General features: G+C 72.3%; 15 protein-coding genes. All 15 read right to left on the reverse strand.

All coding sequences use genetic code 11. The features are described 5' to 3' along the window. Nucleotides 1–77 precede the first annotated feature (77 nt). The gene (locus ABT106_RS10910; RefSeq protein WP_351275217.1) at nucleotides 78–776 is read right to left on the reverse strand and encodes a response regulator; all 699 of its coding nucleotides are present in this window, start codon (nucleotides 774–776) and stop codon (nucleotides 78–80) included. Next, complete coding sequence (locus tag ABT106_RS10915) at nucleotides 773–1,960, reverse strand: sensor histidine kinase (protein WP_351275219.1); 1,188 nt, start codon at nucleotides 1,958–1,960, stop codon at nucleotides 773–775. The genes ABT106_RS10910 and ABT106_RS10915 overlap by 4 nt, the downstream gene beginning before the upstream one ends. Before the next feature lie 105 nt (nucleotides 1,961–2,065). Continuing rightward, nucleotides 2,066–2,875, reverse strand: a complete 810-nt coding sequence (locus ABT106_RS10920; protein ID WP_351275221.1) for a hypothetical protein — start codon at nucleotides 2,873–2,875, stop codon at nucleotides 2,066–2,068. Nucleotides 2,876–2,923: 48 nt separating this feature from the next. Next, nucleotides 2,924–3,466 carry an Rv1363c family protein gene (locus tag ABT106_RS10925; protein ID WP_351275223.1) on the reverse strand — a complete coding sequence of 181 codons (543 nt, stop codon included), beginning with the start codon at nucleotides 3,464–3,466 and terminating at the stop codon, nucleotides 2,924–2,926. A gap of 27 nt (nucleotides 3,467–3,493) precedes the next feature. Then, on the reverse strand, nucleotides 3,494–4,156 hold the full coding sequence (locus ABT106_RS10930; protein ID WP_502979300.1) for a hypothetical protein: 663 nt from the start codon (nucleotides 4,154–4,156) through the stop codon (nucleotides 3,494–3,496). Between the two features lie 5 nt (nucleotides 4,157–4,161). Continuing rightward, on the reverse strand, nucleotides 4,162–4,704 hold the full coding sequence (locus ABT106_RS10935; protein ID WP_351275227.1) for a hypothetical protein: 543 nt from the start codon (nucleotides 4,702–4,704) through the stop codon (nucleotides 4,162–4,164). Then, entirely contained in the window at nucleotides 4,701–5,981 is a 1,281-nt protein-coding gene (locus tag ABT106_RS10940; protein WP_351275229.1) for an MCE family protein, read from the reverse strand. Before ABT106_RS10940 ends, ABT106_RS10935 begins: the two co-directional genes overlap by 4 nt. After that, complete coding sequence (locus ABT106_RS10945; RefSeq protein WP_351275231.1) at nucleotides 5,978–7,303, reverse strand: MCE family protein; 1,326 nt, start codon at nucleotides 7,301–7,303, stop codon at nucleotides 5,978–5,980. The genes ABT106_RS10940 and ABT106_RS10945 overlap by 4 nt, the downstream gene beginning before the upstream one ends. Further along, the gene (locus tag ABT106_RS10950) at nucleotides 7,300–8,325 is read right to left on the reverse strand and encodes an MCE family protein (protein WP_351275233.1); all 1,026 of its coding nucleotides are present in this window, start codon (nucleotides 8,323–8,325) and stop codon (nucleotides 7,300–7,302) included. The genes ABT106_RS10945 and ABT106_RS10950 overlap by 4 nt, the downstream gene beginning before the upstream one ends. Beyond that, nucleotides 8,322–9,374 (reverse strand): MCE family protein, encoded by a 1,053-nt coding sequence (locus ABT106_RS10955; protein WP_351275235.1) that lies wholly within the window; start codon nucleotides 9,372–9,374, stop codon nucleotides 8,322–8,324. Before ABT106_RS10955 ends, ABT106_RS10950 begins: the two co-directional genes overlap by 4 nt. After that, a complete protein-coding gene (locus tag ABT106_RS10960; protein ID WP_351275237.1) occupies nucleotides 9,371–10,426 on the reverse strand; it encodes an MCE family protein in 1,056 nt (351 codons plus the stop codon). Before ABT106_RS10960 ends, ABT106_RS10955 begins: the two co-directional genes overlap by 4 nt. Further along, nucleotides 10,423–11,676: an MCE family protein gene (locus ABT106_RS10965; RefSeq protein ID WP_351275239.1), complete on the reverse strand. Its 1,254-nt coding sequence runs from the start codon at nucleotides 11,674–11,676 to the stop codon at nucleotides 10,423–10,425. The genes ABT106_RS10960 and ABT106_RS10965 overlap by 4 nt, the downstream gene beginning before the upstream one ends. 2 nt (nucleotides 11,677–11,678) lie before the next feature. Next, complete coding sequence (locus ABT106_RS10970; protein WP_351275240.1) at nucleotides 11,679–12,485, reverse strand: MlaE family ABC transporter permease; 807 nt, start codon at nucleotides 12,483–12,485, stop codon at nucleotides 11,679–11,681. Nucleotides 12,486–12,490: 5 nt separating this feature from the next. Next, nucleotides 12,491–13,255 (reverse strand): MlaE family ABC transporter permease, encoded by a 765-nt coding sequence (locus ABT106_RS10975; RefSeq protein ID WP_351275241.1) that lies wholly within the window; start codon nucleotides 13,253–13,255, stop codon nucleotides 12,491–12,493. Continuing rightward, a complete protein-coding gene (locus tag ABT106_RS10980; RefSeq protein WP_351275242.1) occupies nucleotides 13,252–14,262 on the reverse strand; it encodes an ABC transporter ATP-binding protein in 1,011 nt (336 codons plus the stop codon). Before ABT106_RS10980 ends, ABT106_RS10975 begins: the two co-directional genes overlap by 4 nt. Between the last annotated feature and the right edge of the window lie 87 nt (nucleotides 14,263–14,349).

Here is a 14,349-nt window from a genome sequence, read left to right on the forward strand (position 1 = left end):
GGGGGCCGGTGCCCGGCCTCCGGCGGGGCGGCCGGGGGGCGGCCGGGCGTCAGCTGTGGCCGTCGGGGCCCGGGGCCTCAGGTGTGGCCGCCCGGTACCACAAGGCCGCTCTCGTAGGCCGCCACCACCGCCTGCGCGCGGCTCTCCAGCCCCAGCTTGCTCATCGTGCGGTTGAGGTGGCTCTTGACCGTCGCCTCGCTGATGAACAGCCTCCAGGCGATCTCCGTGTTCGCCATCCCCCGGCCGACCAGCTCCAGCACCTCGGTCTCCCGGCCGGTGAGCGCCTCCAGCGCGGCGGCGCCGGTCCGTTCCGCGCGGCCCTCCCGGCCGGCTCCCCGCATCGCGAACGCCTCCACGAGCCGCCGGGTCACCGTCGGTGCGAACAGCGCGTCGCCGTTGCCCACCGCGGCGATCGCGTCGAGCAGCCGCTGCGGCCCCGAGTCCTTGAGCAGGAACCCCGAGGCGCCGGCCCTCAGCGCGCGGTACACGTACTCGTCGAGGTCGAAGGTGGTCAGGATCAGTACGCGCGGTGCGGGCCGCGGGGCCCGGGCGAGGATCAGCTCGGTGGCGGTGATGCCGTCCGTGCCGGGCATCCGGATGTCCATCAGGATGACGTCCGGCCGCAGGCGCAGGGCGAGTTCGACCGCTTCGGCGCCGTCGGCGGCCTGCCCGCTCACCTCCAGCCCGGGGGCGGCTTCGAGGAGGCCCACGAGGCCGGCCCGGATGAGGAACTGGTCGTCGGCCACGAGCACCTTCAGCGGTGTGCCTCCGGTCATGCCGGGAGGTCGTCCGCCCGCGGTGCGGTCCGCGCGGAGGTCGGCAGGGTGAGGCACACGGCGTACCCTCCCTCGCTGCGGGGCCCGATGGTGATCGTTCCTCCGTAGAGCTTGGCCCGCTCGCGCATGCCGATCAACCCGTGTCCGCTCCCCTGCGCGATTTTGGCCGGATCCGCCACCTCGCCGTCGTCGGTGACGGCGACGGATATGTGGGCGGGCCCGTAGTCGAGGGCGACGCTCACGCGGGCGTGCCGGGCGTGTTTGAGCACGTTGGTCAGTGCCTCCTGGACCACCCGGTACGCGCACAGTTCCACCCCGGGGGCCAGCGGCCGCGGTTCGCCCGTGACGCGCAGCTCGACCGGCACACCCGCGGCCCGGACCCGCTCGGCCATCTCCCCCAGCCGGGACAGTCCCGGCATCGGCGCGTCCCGGCCGCCGGGCTCGGCGCCGTCCGTCTCCTCGTCGTGGTCCCCGGCCCGCAACAGGTGGAGCATGCGCCGCAGTTCGTCGAGCGCCTCGGCGCTGGTGTCCTGGATGGTGTCCAGGGCGGCGCGCGCGGTGGCGGGCGCGGAGGTGAAGACGAAGCCCGCCAGCCCCGCCTGCACCGAGATGACGGACATGTGGTGGGCCACGATGTCGTGCAGTTCGCGGGCGATCCGGCCGCGTTCCTCGGCGACCTCCCGCCGGGCCCGTTCGTCCTGCTCCCGGCGCAGTTGCCGGGCCAGGGCGGCCGACCGGCGCGCGATGAGCCCGAACCGCCACAGCACCGCGGGGAAGACGACGGCCTGGGCGAGCACCGCGGCCATCGAGCCGCCGCCGGGCCCGTGCCCCAGCAGGCCGGCGTAGATCCACACGGCGCTCATGAGGGCGGCGCACGCCAGTGAGGTCCGTACGGGGCGGAGCGCGGCCACCGTGTACACGGCGAGCATGGGGCCGAAGGAGTTGACCACCGGCCAGTAGCCGGCGGTGACGTACGCGAACCACGCCGCCAGGACGAACAGGCAGACCGCGAGGGGCGCCTTCGTACGGACGGCGCCCGGCACGTTGACGAGCCCCACCAGCAGGAATCCCGCGAGGTCGAGCGCGGGCCAGCCCTGCTGGACGGCTTCCCGGCCCAGCAGCACGGCCACGCCGGTCTGCGCGGCGGCCGTCAGGACGTCCGTGTGCGAGGGGCGGATGCGCATCGCCGCAGCCTATCCGCGGCGGTGCGGGCGTGCCTCCACCTCCCGTTCTCCCACCAGGGTTGGAGAAGCGCACCGATGGTGCGGCCGGCGGGCCGCCGTCCCGGCTCAGCGGCCGAAGGTGTCGATGCCCTCCACGAGCCAGCGCCCGTCGCGCGCGAGGAGGTCCAGGGCGAGCATCGCTCCGGCGTAGACGCCCTGGTCCTGCGGGGTCTTGTTCTCGGTCCCCGCCGTGCCCACGCTGCTCTGGTCCGCGTAGATCAGGACGCGCGCCCGGTCGCCGTCGATGCGCTCGACCGCGCTGTCCGTGACCGTCGTGGTGATCACCGTCTTCTGCTTCCCGGCCTGGACGAGGACGTCGCCGAAGAGCGCACGGTGCTGGGTGACGGCCTTGCCGGTGAGCAGGGTCTTCGACGCGCTCTCGAAGGCGGCCGGTTTCGCGTGGTCGTACGAGAAGAGCGAGGCCACGGCCTGGGCGGCCTGTCCCTTGATCTCACTGGTGCGGGCGAGGTCGGTGAGCGCGGTGTTGCCGCGTACCGGATCGTCCCGCAGCGCCGCGGCCCGGCTCTGGGCGAAGCCGGCGAAGGCCCCGAGGAGGACGGTGAGGGCGCAGAGGATCAGGAGGGGGGCGAGGAGCTTTCCACCGCCCCGGCGCGTCCCGGCCGCACCGGCCCCTTCGCCCTGTCCCGCCATCGCCGCGGGCTTCGCGCCCGCGGCCTTCCCCGCGCCTTCCGCCTCCCCCGCCGCCCGTGTCCGCGGTGCCGCGGGCGCGCGCGGGCCGCCCACAGGCGGGCGGGACGCGCCGGCGAGGGCCTCCTCCGTTCCCGTGGCCCCGGAGGCGCGCGCCGCGGGGACCGGCTGGCCGCCGACGCCCTGGCGGCGGCGCTGGCGGTTGATGAGGTGGCGGGTCGTCGACATCGTGCGTGTCCTCTCGGATGCGGGTGGCTCTCGCGGGGCGGCGGCCGGTCAGCCGGACGCCGTGCCGCCCACGGGCGCCTGACCCAGCGCGCTGAGCTTCCAGTGGGTCCCGGTGCGGGTCAGTTCACCGAGCATGCGGCTGTCCTTCTCGCTGCTCTTGTCGTCGGCCGCCTTCACCGTGATCCGCAGGGCGACCAGCACCCTGGCCCGGCCCGCGCGGTCGTCCAGTTCGGTGACGGCGCCGGACAGCACCCGGGCCGTCGTCACCGTCTTCGCGGCCTTGACCTGACTGGCGAACTCGGCCCGTCCCTGCACCAGTTGGCTGTGCAGGTCACCGGTCGTGGACGACTCCCACAGGTCGAGGCCCTGGTCCACCTTGGTGTGGTCGAGGGTGTTCAGGTTCTGCACGGCCTGTTCCGCGGCCGCGAGCGCCCGGTCGCGCTGGACGGCGTACGCGGCGGACTCGTCGTGGCTCGCCTCGTACCAGCCCAGGCCGGTCCAGGCGGCGAAGCCGCCCGCGATCAGGGTGAGCGCGAGGGCGGCGGCCAGGATCGGCCGGGTGCCCGCGAGGGCGCGGACCGCGAGTTTCATGGGGTGGTCCCGTCTCCCGCCGATCTCTCAGCGGGCCTTGATGTCGACGATCTGCCAACGGTCGTCCTGGAAGCGGGCCGTGACGGTCAGCTGGGCCGCGGCCGAGGTGCCGGCGCCCTCGTCCCGCCGCGAGGTCTGGTCGAGGAGCACCAGCAGCCGTGCGGTGTCACCGTCGAGCTCGATCACCCCGGTGCGGACGGCCTGCGTGTTCAGGGTGATCTTCTGTGTCTCCAGGTTCGTGCGGAGCTGCGCGAACAGGTCCTCGTACTGCCGGGCGGCCCGTCCCCCGAGCACCGTCCGCGCCGATCGGGCGGTGGCGTCGGCGCCGGCGGGGGTGTACGAGAAGATCCTGGCCAGGCCGTCGCCGACCTCGCCGCTCACCCGCTCGGTGGCCACGGTGTCGGTGAGGGCACGGTTCTGCGCGGACGGGGTGGAGCGCAGCTGGTGCGCGCCGTACAAGAAGGCGCTCCCGCCCAGGAGCAGGACGGCGACGGCCGCCGCGAAGGCGGCCGTGTGCCACCGGCCGCCGAACCGGGAGCCGGAGCCTGAGCCCCCGCCGTCCGGGTCACCCCGGCCGCCGGGACCGTCCGCCGCCTCCGGACCATCGCCGGCCGTGTCCGCCGTCTCCGGACCCGGCGGGACCTGTGGCGTCCCGCTCCGCGCGTCCTCCTGTGTGGTGTTCCCCGGCAGCCGCGTCACCTGGCCTCACTCCCCCCGGTGGGCGGCGCCGTCCCGGCGGCGTCCGCGCCGGCCACCGGAACGGCGCTCAGCGCCCTGACCTTCCACGTGTCGTCGCCCGTGCGCTCCAGTACGGCTTCGAGCCGCTTGCGGTCGCTCGTCGTCTTCGAGGCGCCCTGGGGCGTGACGTCGACGCGCACGGTCGCGATGAGCTTCGCCGTACCGGCCCGGGCGTCCAGCGCGGTGACGGCCGCCTCGGTGACGGTGGCGCGCGCCGAGGCGCCCGTCGTCGCCCGGGTGGCGCTCAGTTCGGTGTGCAGCGGCCCGGTGGAGGCGTCGCGCCACGCCTTGATCCCGCTTTCCGCGTGCTCGCGCGTGGACGCGTCCAGGGTGTTGAGCACCGCGAGGTGGCCGCGGCCCTGGGCGAGGACGGCGTCCCGCTCGCGGCTGAAGGCGAGGGCGTCGTCGGTGCGGGCCTGTGCGTACGTCCAGGCGCCGGTCCCGCAGAAGGCGAGCGCCACCGCCAGTCCCGCGCCCGCGAGGACGCGCGCCCGCCTCACCGGCCGCTCCCGGTTGCGAGGCCGAGCAGCCCGGCCATGTCGGTGGGCCCGCCGTCCTGGGCCGGCAGACCGAGCGCCCCGGGCAGGGCGGGCGCGGCGGCCGGCGCGGCGGCGGAGCCGGCGCTGCCCGAGGGCAGGGAGCCGGGCCGGGCCGGGGCGGGGACGGCACCGCCCTTCGGGGCGTTCGCGGAGCCGCGCACGTTCGTCCCGGACGAGGCGGGACCGGTGCAGGACGCTCCGGTGTTCAGGGCGGGTGCGGTACCGAGGTCGAGGCCGTTGCGGTAGCGCGTACCGCCGTAACCGGCAGTGCAGGGAAGGGGCTTGAAGAAGGTGACGGCCATGCCGAGGTTCATCCGTCCTGCGTCGACGGTGGTGGCGCCCGCGGAGACGGCCGCGGGGAACTTCACGAGGAGCTCCTCCATGCCGCGCTGCCGGGTGACGGCGATCTCCGAGGTGGTGAGCAGGTTGGCGAGGACCACGCCGAGGCTGGGATCGAGGTCGCGCAGGAGGCCGCTGACCTGCGTGGCCGCGTCCGGGGTGACGGCGAGGAGGCGGCGCACGTCACTGTCGGAGCCCTTGAGGGTGACGGCGAGGTCGCGCGCGCCGGTCGCGAAGTCGCGGATGGCCTGCCCCTCTTCGGCCTGGGTGCGCAGGACGACCTCGCCGTCCTTGATGAGGCGGGTGGTCGCGGGCAGGGAGCGGTCGGCCGCCTGGACGAACGCGCTGCCGCTGTCGATCAGGGCCTGGAGGTCGTCGCCGTGCCCCTCGAACGCCTTGCCCAGTTCGTCGACGACCGTGCGCAGCGAGTCGAGCGGAACGGACCGGGTGAGGTCGTTCATGCTGGTCAGGAGGTCGGTGACGGGTGCGGGCACCTCGGTGTCGGCTTGGTCGATCCGGGCCCCCTCCGCCAGGTAGGGCCCCTGGTCGCTCTCGGGCCGCAGGTCGATGTACTGCTCGCCGACGGCGGACAGTCCGGCGACGACGGCCTTCGCGTCGGCGGGGACGCGGGCGGCCGACTTCTTGATGCGCAGCCGGGCCACGACCCCGTCTTCGGTGAGGTCGATGGCACCGACGCGGCCCACGGAGACGCCCCGGTAGGTGACGTCGGAGTGGGGGAACAGGCCACCGGTGCGGGCGAGGTGGACGTTGACGGTGTAGTGGTCGGCGATACCGACGTGGCGCCCCAGGTCGGCGTAGCGGATGCCGAGGAAGCCGAGGACGAGGACGGCGATGACGAGGAACGCGAGGTTCTTCAGCCGTACGGCGAGGGTGATCACGGGGTCTTCCCTCCGGCTTCGGCTCCGGTCGCGGTGCTCGGCGCGCCCGGAGTGGCGGACGGCCCGGCCGGGGTGACGCTGTGGACGGGCGGCAGCGGCAGCGGTGACCTCGGCTTCGCCGGCCCGGTCCCGGGGGTGCCCCCGCGGGCGGCGGTCTCCGGATCGGCCGGCGGGGTCTCCGGGTCTTCCGGCGGGGTGTCCGGGTCTTCCGGGGGGGTCTCCGGATCGCCCGGCGGGGTGGGTCCGGGCGTGGGCGTGGGTGTGGCCTGCGGGACGAGCGGCGGAATGACCTGCGTGCCGGGTACGGCGGCGAGGTACAGGTAGGTGTTGAGGTAGTCGCCCTTGACGCCCCGCATCACCTCGTCGGTGAAGGGGTACGTCAGCAGCGCCTGGAGGGAGTCGGGCAGGTCGGTGCCGGCGTCGGCGAGCGCCTTCAGGGTCGGCGCCAGCGCCTTGAGGTCGGCGACCATGTCGTCCTTGCTCGCGCGGACGGTGGAGACGGTGACGTCGGACAGCGTGTCGAGGGCGCGCAGCATGGTCAGGAGCGAACCCCGCTGCTCCTCCAGGGTCTTGAGGCCGGGTGCGAGGCCGGTGAGGATCTTGCCCACGTCCTCCTTGCGCCCGGCCAGGGTGGCGGAGAGCCGGTTGACTCCGTCGAGCGCCCGCGTGATGTCGTCCCGGTGGGCGTCGAGGTCGGTGACGAGGGTGTTGACCCGCTCCAGCATGGAGCGGACCTCGGGTTCGCGTCCGCCGAGCGCCGAGTTCAGCTCCTTGGAGATGGTCTTCAGCTGGTTGACGCCGCCGCCGTTGAGCAGCAGGGACAGCGCGCCGAAGACCTCCTCGACCTCGGTGTTGCGGCTGGTGCGGGAGAGCGGGATCGTACTGCCGTCGGTGAGGCGCGGACCGCCCGTGTCCCCGGCGGGGGCGGTGAGTTCGATGTACTTCTCGCCGAGCAGGCTGGACTGCTGCAGGCGGGCGCCCGCGTCGGCGGGCAGCCGGATGTCACCGTTGATCCTCATGGTGACGCGCGCCGTCCAGCTGCCGGTCCCGAGGCGGATCCCGGTGACGCGGCCGACGGCGACGTCGTTGACCTTGACCGCGGACTGCGGGACGAGGCTGAGGACGTCGGTCAGTTCGGCGGTGACCGTGTACGGGTGGGAGCCGAGGTCCGCGCCGCCGGGCAGCGGCAGGTTCTCGATGCCGTCGAAGCGCGGCAGTCCGGGGAGCAGGGTCACGGTGAGCACGACGACCGCGCCGAGGGCGACGATGCCGCCGGTCCTGGCCCCGGCGCCCTTGCCGGGGAAGGGGCTGCGACGCTTCACCGGTCCCCCTTTCCGCCGGTGGCCGAGGAGCCGCCGGTCACGGGCAGCGGGAGCAGCGGTCCGCCCATGCTGATCTCGTTGAGGTTGGCCCGGCCGTCGAGGGTGCGGGTGTCCTCGTTGTAGGCGCCCACCACGTTGGCCGCCGCGAGCGGGGCCACGTCCAGGGCTTCTGCGAGGGAGGCCCGCTGGTCGACGAGGGCCTGGGTGAGGGGGACGAGCCGGTCGACGTTCTGCTTCAGCTCGGCGCGGTTGTCCTGGAGGAAGGTCTTCACCTGCGCCAGGGCCTTGCCGAGTTCGGCGAGGGCGCCGGCGAGGTCGTCCTTGTTCGCGGCGAAGAAGGTCACCACGTCGTCGAGGCGTTCCTGGGCGGTGCGGACGTCACCGTCGTTGTCCTTCAGCATGGTGGTGAACGTCTGGAGCTGGCCGAGGGTGGCGAACAGGTCGTCGCTGCTGCCGTCGAGGGTCTTGGCCGCCTTCCCGAACTCCCGGATGGACGTGCCGATCGCGTCACCGTTGTCCTTGAGGTTCTCGGCCCCGGTGTCGAGCAGCCCGGACAGGGCGCCGGTCGCGTTGGCGCCGTCGGGGCCGAGGGCCTTGCCGAGGTCGGTGATCGAGGCGTACAGCTGGTCGATCTCGACGGGGGTGCGGTTGCGGGACGCCGCGAGCCGGGCTCCGTCGGCGAGGGCCGGGCCCGTGCTGTACGCCGGGGTGAGCTGGACGTACCGGTCCGCGACGATGCTCGGGGCGACGATGACGGCCCGTGCGTCGGCCGCGACGCGCACGCCGTCGTCGACGCGGAGGCGGACGCGCACCCGGGTGCCCTCGGGCTCCACGGACTCGACCTCGCCGACCCGTACCCCGAGGATCCTGAGGTCCGATCCGGCGTAGACGCCGACGGCGCGGTCGAAGTAGGCGGTGACCCGGGTGCCGTCGGAGCCGAGGAGGCGTACGCCGACGAGTCCGACGGCCGCGAGCACCACGAGGGCGAGCCCGATGGCGAGGGGCCTTCTGGGTGTGGTCATCGTTCACCGCTCCCCTGGGCCGCCGCCGGGGTCTGCTGCGGCGGTAGGCATCCGGTCGTGGGCTGTGACGCCTCGGGCAGGTAGTTCCGGGGCACGACTCCGCACAGGTAGCTGTCGAACCAGTGACCGCTGCCGAGGGTGTTGCCGACCAGCCGGTAGTACGGGCCGACGAGGGCGAGGGTCTTGTCGAGCTGGCTGCTGTTCTCCTCCAGGACCTTGGTGACGCGGCTCAGCGCCTTCAGGGTGGGTCCGAGCTGCCGGTCGTTGTCGTCGACGATGCCGCTGAGCTGCGTGCCCAGGTCCCGGCTGCCCTTGAGCAGGGCGCGGATGGCGTCACGCCGTTGCTTCAGCTCGCCGAGCAGCGAACCGCCGTCCTCCAGGAGGGTCTCGAAGCTGGACTTCTTGCCCTCCAGCGTCTTGGTGAAGGTCCGGCTGCCCTGGAGGAGCCGGGTGAGCTGGGCGTCGCGGCTGGAGACGGACTTGGACAGTTCGGACAGGCCGGTGGCGGCGCTGCGCACGTTCGGCGGCGAGTTCCTGAAGGTGTCGGAGATGGTTTCGAAGCTCTCGGCGAGTTGCTTGGTGTCGATGGCGTCGACGGTGCCGCTCAGGTCCTGGAACGCCTGCGTCACGTCGTACGGGGAGGTGGTGCGCGCCAGCGGGATGCGGCTGCGGGGGTCCTGGCGTCCGGCGCCCAGCGGGTCGAGGGCCAGGTACTTGTCGCCGAGGAGGGTCTTGATGGCGATGGCGGCGGTGGAGCGGTCGCCGATCCAGGCGTCGCCGGCCTCGAACGTCACCTTCACCTTGGGCCCGTCGAGGGCGACGCCGGTGACCGAGCCGACCTTGACCCCGGCGATGCGCACCTCGTCGCCGGTGCCGAGACCGGCGGCCTCGGTGAAGTCGGCGCTGTAGGTGGTGCCCGTGCCGACGAACGGCAGGCGGTCCGCGTGGTAGGCGAGGGCGGCGAGCAGGGCGAGCACGACGAGTCCGACGGCGGCGAGCGCGACGGGGTTGCGGGCCCTGAGGGGAGTGAACCGGGGCGGGCGGCTCATCCTCGGCACCTCGATTCGGTGACGGTGATGCCGGTCGGCGGCTTGGAGCCGTCGGAGGTGCTCACACCGCTCACGCGGGCCTCGCAGAGGTAGAGGTTGAACCACGATCCGTACGAGGACAGCCGGGCCAGGGCGGTCATCTTGGCCGGCGTCCTGTCGAGGAAGTCCTCGATCTGCGGCGTGCGGTCGCCGAGGGTGCTGGAGAGGCGGCCCAGTTCGCCGATGCTCTGCTTCAGGGGGGCGCGTCCGTCCTGGAGGAGTCCCGCGGTCGCGGTGGTGAGGTCGCCCATGGCCTGGACGGCCTCGCCGAGGGGTTTGCGGTCGTCGTTGAAGCCCGTGACGAGTTTCTGGAGGGTGACGACGAGGTCGCCGAAGGCGGCCTCGCGGCTGTTGAGCGTGTCCAGGACGGTGTTGAGGTTGGTGACGACCTGCCCGATCACCTTGTCCTTGGAGGCGACCGTGTGCGTGAGCGAGCCGATGTGCCGGATGAGGCTGTCGACGGTGCCGCCCTCGCCTTGGAGGACCTGGATGAGCGAACCGGCGAGATCGTTGACGTCAGCGGGCGAGAGACCTTCGAAGAGCGGCTTGAACCCGTTGAAGAGCAGCGTCATGTCGAGCGCGGGTGTGGTGCGGTCCAGCGGGATGGTGGCACCGGGCCGCAGGGCGGCGCCGACATCGCCGCTGCCCCGGTCGAGGGCGATGTAGCGCTGCCCGACCATGTTGAGGTACTTCACGGCCGCGGTCACCGAGCCGGGGAGCGTGCGGTCGTCGCGGACGCGGAAGGTGACCTGGGCGGTGCGCCGGTCGACGACACGGACGCCGGTCACCTCGCCGACCTTCACTCCGGAGATCCGCACGCTGTCGCCCTCGATGAGCCCGGTCGCGTCGGTGAACAGCGCCTTGTAGGAGCGGGTGTCCGAGCCCACGCCGGTGTTGGCGATGCTGAGCGCGAGCACGGTCGTGGCGAGGGCGGTGACCAGGACGAAGACGAGGGACTTGACCAGCGGGCCGGTGAGGGGCCGCCGTCGGGTGTGGGCGAGGTCGTTCGTCACTTGAGGATCACCTCCGTGCCTCGGTAGGCGGGTCCGGCCAGCAGACTGCTCCAGTCGGGCAGGTCGCCGGCCCGTTTCTCGGCGGCGGGAGCGAGGAGTTCGTTCAGGAAGTCGTTCTCCTGCGGGGAGTTGGCGGGTCCCAGGCTCTGCTCGGCCGCCGCCGTGGCCCGCGCGGCGGGTGCGGCGGGGATGCCGAGGTAGGGCACGGGGTAGCAGCGCGGACCGCCGCCCGCGGTGTAGGAGGGGGTGTCGCGGCCGGGTGCGTAGGCGCCGCGCGAGGGCACGGTGACCACGTTGACGTGCAGCCCGGGCTGGTCGGTGCCCTTGCCGAGCGCCTTGTCCATGGCCGGTACGAACTCGGCGAGGGTGCGCAGGGTGCAGGGGAAGGACGAGGAGTACTCGGCGAGCAGTTCCAGGGTGGGCCGGCCGGTGGCGCTGAGCCGGATGATGTTGTCCTTGTTCTGGCGCAGGAAGGCGGTGACGTCCTGGGCGGTGCGGGTGGTGGCCCCGAGGGTGCCGGCCAGCTCGCCCTCCTTCTCGGCGAGGGTGCCGCTGGTGGTGGTGAAGTCGGTGAGCGCCGTGATGATGTCCGGGGCCGCGTCCGCGTACAGGTTGCTGACCTTCACGAGTTCCTGGAGGTCGCGGTTGAGCGCGGGCAGCTCCGGATTGAACTTCGCGAGGTGGGCGTCGAGTTGGGCGAGCGTGTCACCGAGTGTGTCACCGCGCCCTTCGAGGGCCCGGGACACGGCGGACAGGGTGGCGGAGAGCTTCTGCGGCTGGACCGCGGTGAGCATGGGCAGGACGTTGTCGAGCACCTGTTGGAGTTCCACGGCGTTGCCGGAGCGGTCCTCCGGAATGACGGCCCCGGCGGCGATCGGCTGCGGCGAGGGCGCCGGCGGCGCGACGAGCGCCACGAACCGTTCGCCGAACAGGGTCGTCGGCAGCATCTGGGCGCGTACGTCGGAGGGGACCCGGCCGAGGGTGCCGGGGTCCATCGCGAGGGTGAGGCGGGCTCCCGTGCCGGTGGCCTCGATGGAGCGGACCTCTCCGATGACGACGCCGCGCAGCTTGACCTCGGCGCCCGGGTGCATCTCGTTGCCGACGCTGCCCGTCTCGACGGTGATCGGGGCACTGTCGGTGAACTGCTTGTCGTAGACCGCGATCGCCAGCCAGACGAGGAGGGCGGGGACCAGCAGGAAGACGACTCCGGCGGACCGGCGGCTCAGGGTCGTGCCCCGTGGGCTGCTCATGCTCACCCCGCCACCTTCACGGTCGTGGTCGCGCCCCACAGGGCCAGCGACAGGAAGAAGTCGGTGACACTGATGATCACGATGGCGTTGCGCACGGAGCGGCCCACGGCGACGCCGACTCCGGCGGGGCCGCCGGAGGCGCGGAAGCCGTAGTAGCAGTGGGCGAGGATCACCATGACGCTGAAGATGAACACCTTGAGGACGGAGAGCACGACGTCCGTCGGGGAGAGGAACAGGTTGAAGTAGTGGTCGTACGTTCCCTGGGACTGGCCGTTGAACAGGACGGTCACGTACCGGGAGGCGAGGTAGGACGAGAGCAGGCCGATCGCGTAGAGCGGGATGATCGCGACGACGCCCGCGATGATGCGGGTGGTGACCAGGTACGGGATGGAGCGGATGCCCATGCCTTCGAGGGCGTCCACCTCCTCGTTGATCCGCATCGCGCCGAGCTGGGCGGTGAAGCCGGCGCCGACGGTCGCGGAGAGGGCGAGCCCGGCGACGAGGGGGGCGATCTCGCGCGTGTTGAAGTACGCGGAGATGAACCCGGTGAACGCGGCGGTGCCGATCTGGTCGAGCGCCGCGTACCCCTGGAGGCCGACGACCGTGCCGGTGAACAGGGTCATCGCGATCATCACGCCGATGGTGCCGCCGATCACCCCGAGTCCGCCGGAGCCGAAGGCCACTTCGGCGAGCAGCCGTTGGACCTCCTTGAGGTAGCGGCGCAGCGTGCGCGGGATCCAGGCCAGTGCCTTGACGTAGAACAGGAACTGGTCGCCGGACCGGTCGAGCCAGACGAACGGGGAGGCCATCGGCCTCAGCCTCCCTTCGGCGGGACGATGTTCAGGTAGACGGCCGTCAGCACCATGTTCACGAAGAACAGCAGCATGAACGTGATCACGACGGACTGGTTGACGGCGTCGCCGACCCCCTTGGGGCCGCCGCGCGGGTTGAGTCCGCGGTAGGCGGCGACGATGCCCGCGATGAATCCGAAGACGAGGGCCTTGAACTCGCTGATGTACAGGTCGGGGAGCTGGGCGAGAGCGGAGAAGCTGGACAGGTAGGCGCCCGGGGTGCCGCCCTGGAGGATGACGTTGAAGAAGTAGCCGCCGAGGGTCCCGACGACGGACACCAGGCCGTTGAGGAGCACGGCCACGCCCATGGTCGCCAGGACCCGCGGCACGACCAGGCGCTGGACGGGTGAGACGCCCATGACCTCCATCGCGTCGAGCTCCTCGCGGATCTTGCGGGAGCCGAGGTCCGCGCAGATGGCGGAGCCGCCCGCGCCGGCGATGAGCAGGGCGACGATGAGCGGGCTCGCCTGCTGGATGACGGCGAGGACGCTGGCGCCTCCCGTGAACGACTGCGCGCCCAGCTGCTGGGTGAGCGAGCCGACCTGGAGGGCGATCACCGCGCCGAACGGGATGGAGACGAGCGCGGCCGGCAGGATCGTGATGCTGGCGATGAACCAGAACTGCTCGACGAACTCCCGGAACTGGAAGGGCCGTCTGAAGATGGACCGGCCCACCTCGGCCGCGAGGGCGAAGAGACGGCCGGTGTGGCGCAGCCCGCCCGTGATCACGAAGCGCTCCCGGTGGCCGGCAGCCTCAGAGTGGGCGCCTGCGCCCCGCGCGCGTACGTGTCCTCGATGGCGGCGCGGGCGGCGGGCGGCAGGGTGTCGAGCATGCCGAGGACGCGCTCGCGGCGCCGCAGGGCCGCCTGGCGCTGCGGCAGTCCGGGCGAGGGCTCCAGTTGCGGAACGATGACCCGGGGTGCGGCGGGCGCGGCGGCGGGGACGGCGGCCTCGGCCGCGAGCGTGGCCGCGTCCTTCTCCTCGGACATCCCGATGGGACCTTCGCGCCGCCCCGCGAGGAACTGCGCCACGACCGGCTCGTCGCTGGTGAGCAGCACTTCGCGCGGACCGAAGGTGACGAGGTTGCGCCGGAAGAGCATCCCCATGTTGTCGGGGACGGTGGCGGCGATGTCGAGGTTGTGGGTGACGATGAGCATCGTCGCGTCGATCTGTGCGTTGAGGTCGATCAGCAGCTGCGAGAGGTTGGCGGTGCGGACGGGGTCGAGTCCGGAGTCCGGCTCGTCGCACAGCACGATCTGCGGGTCGAGCACGAGCGCGCGGGCCAGTCCCGCCCGCTTGCGCATGCCGCCGCTGATCTCTCCGGGGAGCTTGCCCTCGGATCCGACGAGCCCGACGACGTCGATGCGCTCCATGACGATCCGGCGGATCTCCGACTCCTTCTTCCGCGTGTGCTCGCGCAGCGGGAAGGCGATGTTGTCGAAGAGGGACATGGATCCGAAGAGCGCGCCGTCCTGGAACATGAGGCCGAAGAGTTTGCGGGCCTCGTATATGTCGCGTTCGGAGCTGTTCACCATGTCGACTCCCGCCACGAGGACGCGTCCCCGTTCCGGTTTGAGCAGACCGATGAGCGATTTGAGGAACACCGTCTTCCCGGTACCGGAAGGGCCGAGCATGACGCTGACTTCACCCGCGGGCAAGGTCAAGGTCACGTCCTGCCAGATGTTCTGCTTGCCGAAGGACATGGTCAGACCCTCAACAGCCACCTCGATTCCCATATCACCTCCAGCAGGCGTGTCGCGTGCGCTTCGCAGGCCGCACGTTAGGTCGTTCACGATCATCGGGACAATAGGTGTGACATCAAT

It is taken from the genome of Streptomyces sp. NPDC002044 (assembly GCF_040296725.1).
In the GTDB taxonomy this organism is placed as follows: Bacteria; Actinomycetota; Actinomycetes; order Streptomycetales; family Streptomycetaceae; genus Streptomyces; species Streptomyces antarcticus.

Bases quoted from the DNA above. Each gene is read 5' to 3' on its own strand.
- ABT106_RS10965 (WP_351275239.1), bottom strand. From the start codon at position 11,676: ATGAGCAGCCCACGGGGCACGACCCTGAGCCGCCGGTCCGCCGGAGTC.
- ABT106_RS10955 (WP_351275235.1), bottom strand. From the start codon at position 9,374: ATGAGCCGCCCGCCCCGGTTCACTCCCCTCAGGGCCCGCAACCCCGTC.
- ABT106_RS10915 (WP_351275219.1), bottom strand. From the start codon at position 1,960: ATGCGCATCCGCCCCTCGCACACGGACGTCCTGACGGCCGCCGCGCAG.
- ABT106_RS10910 (WP_351275217.1), bottom strand. From the start codon at position 776: ATGACCGGAGGCACACCGCTGAAGGTGCTCGTGGCCGACGACCAGTTC.
- ABT106_RS10970 (WP_351275240.1), bottom strand. From the start codon at position 12,485: ATGGCCTCCCCGTTCGTCTGGCTCGACCGGTCCGGCGACCAGTTCCTG.
- ABT106_RS10950 (WP_351275233.1), bottom strand. From the start codon at position 8,325: ATGACCACACCCAGAAGGCCCCTCGCCATCGGGCTCGCCCTCGTGGTG.
- ABT106_RS10980 (WP_351275242.1), bottom strand. From the start codon at position 14,262: ATGGGAATCGAGGTGGCTGTTGAGGGTCTGACCATGTCCTTCGGCAAG.
- ABT106_RS10920 (WP_351275221.1), bottom strand. From the start codon at position 2,875: ATGTCGACGACCCGCCACCTCATCAACCGCCAGCGCCGCCGCCAGGGC.
- ABT106_RS10925 (WP_351275223.1), bottom strand. From the start codon at position 3,466: ATGAAACTCGCGGTCCGCGCCCTCGCGGGCACCCGGCCGATCCTGGCC.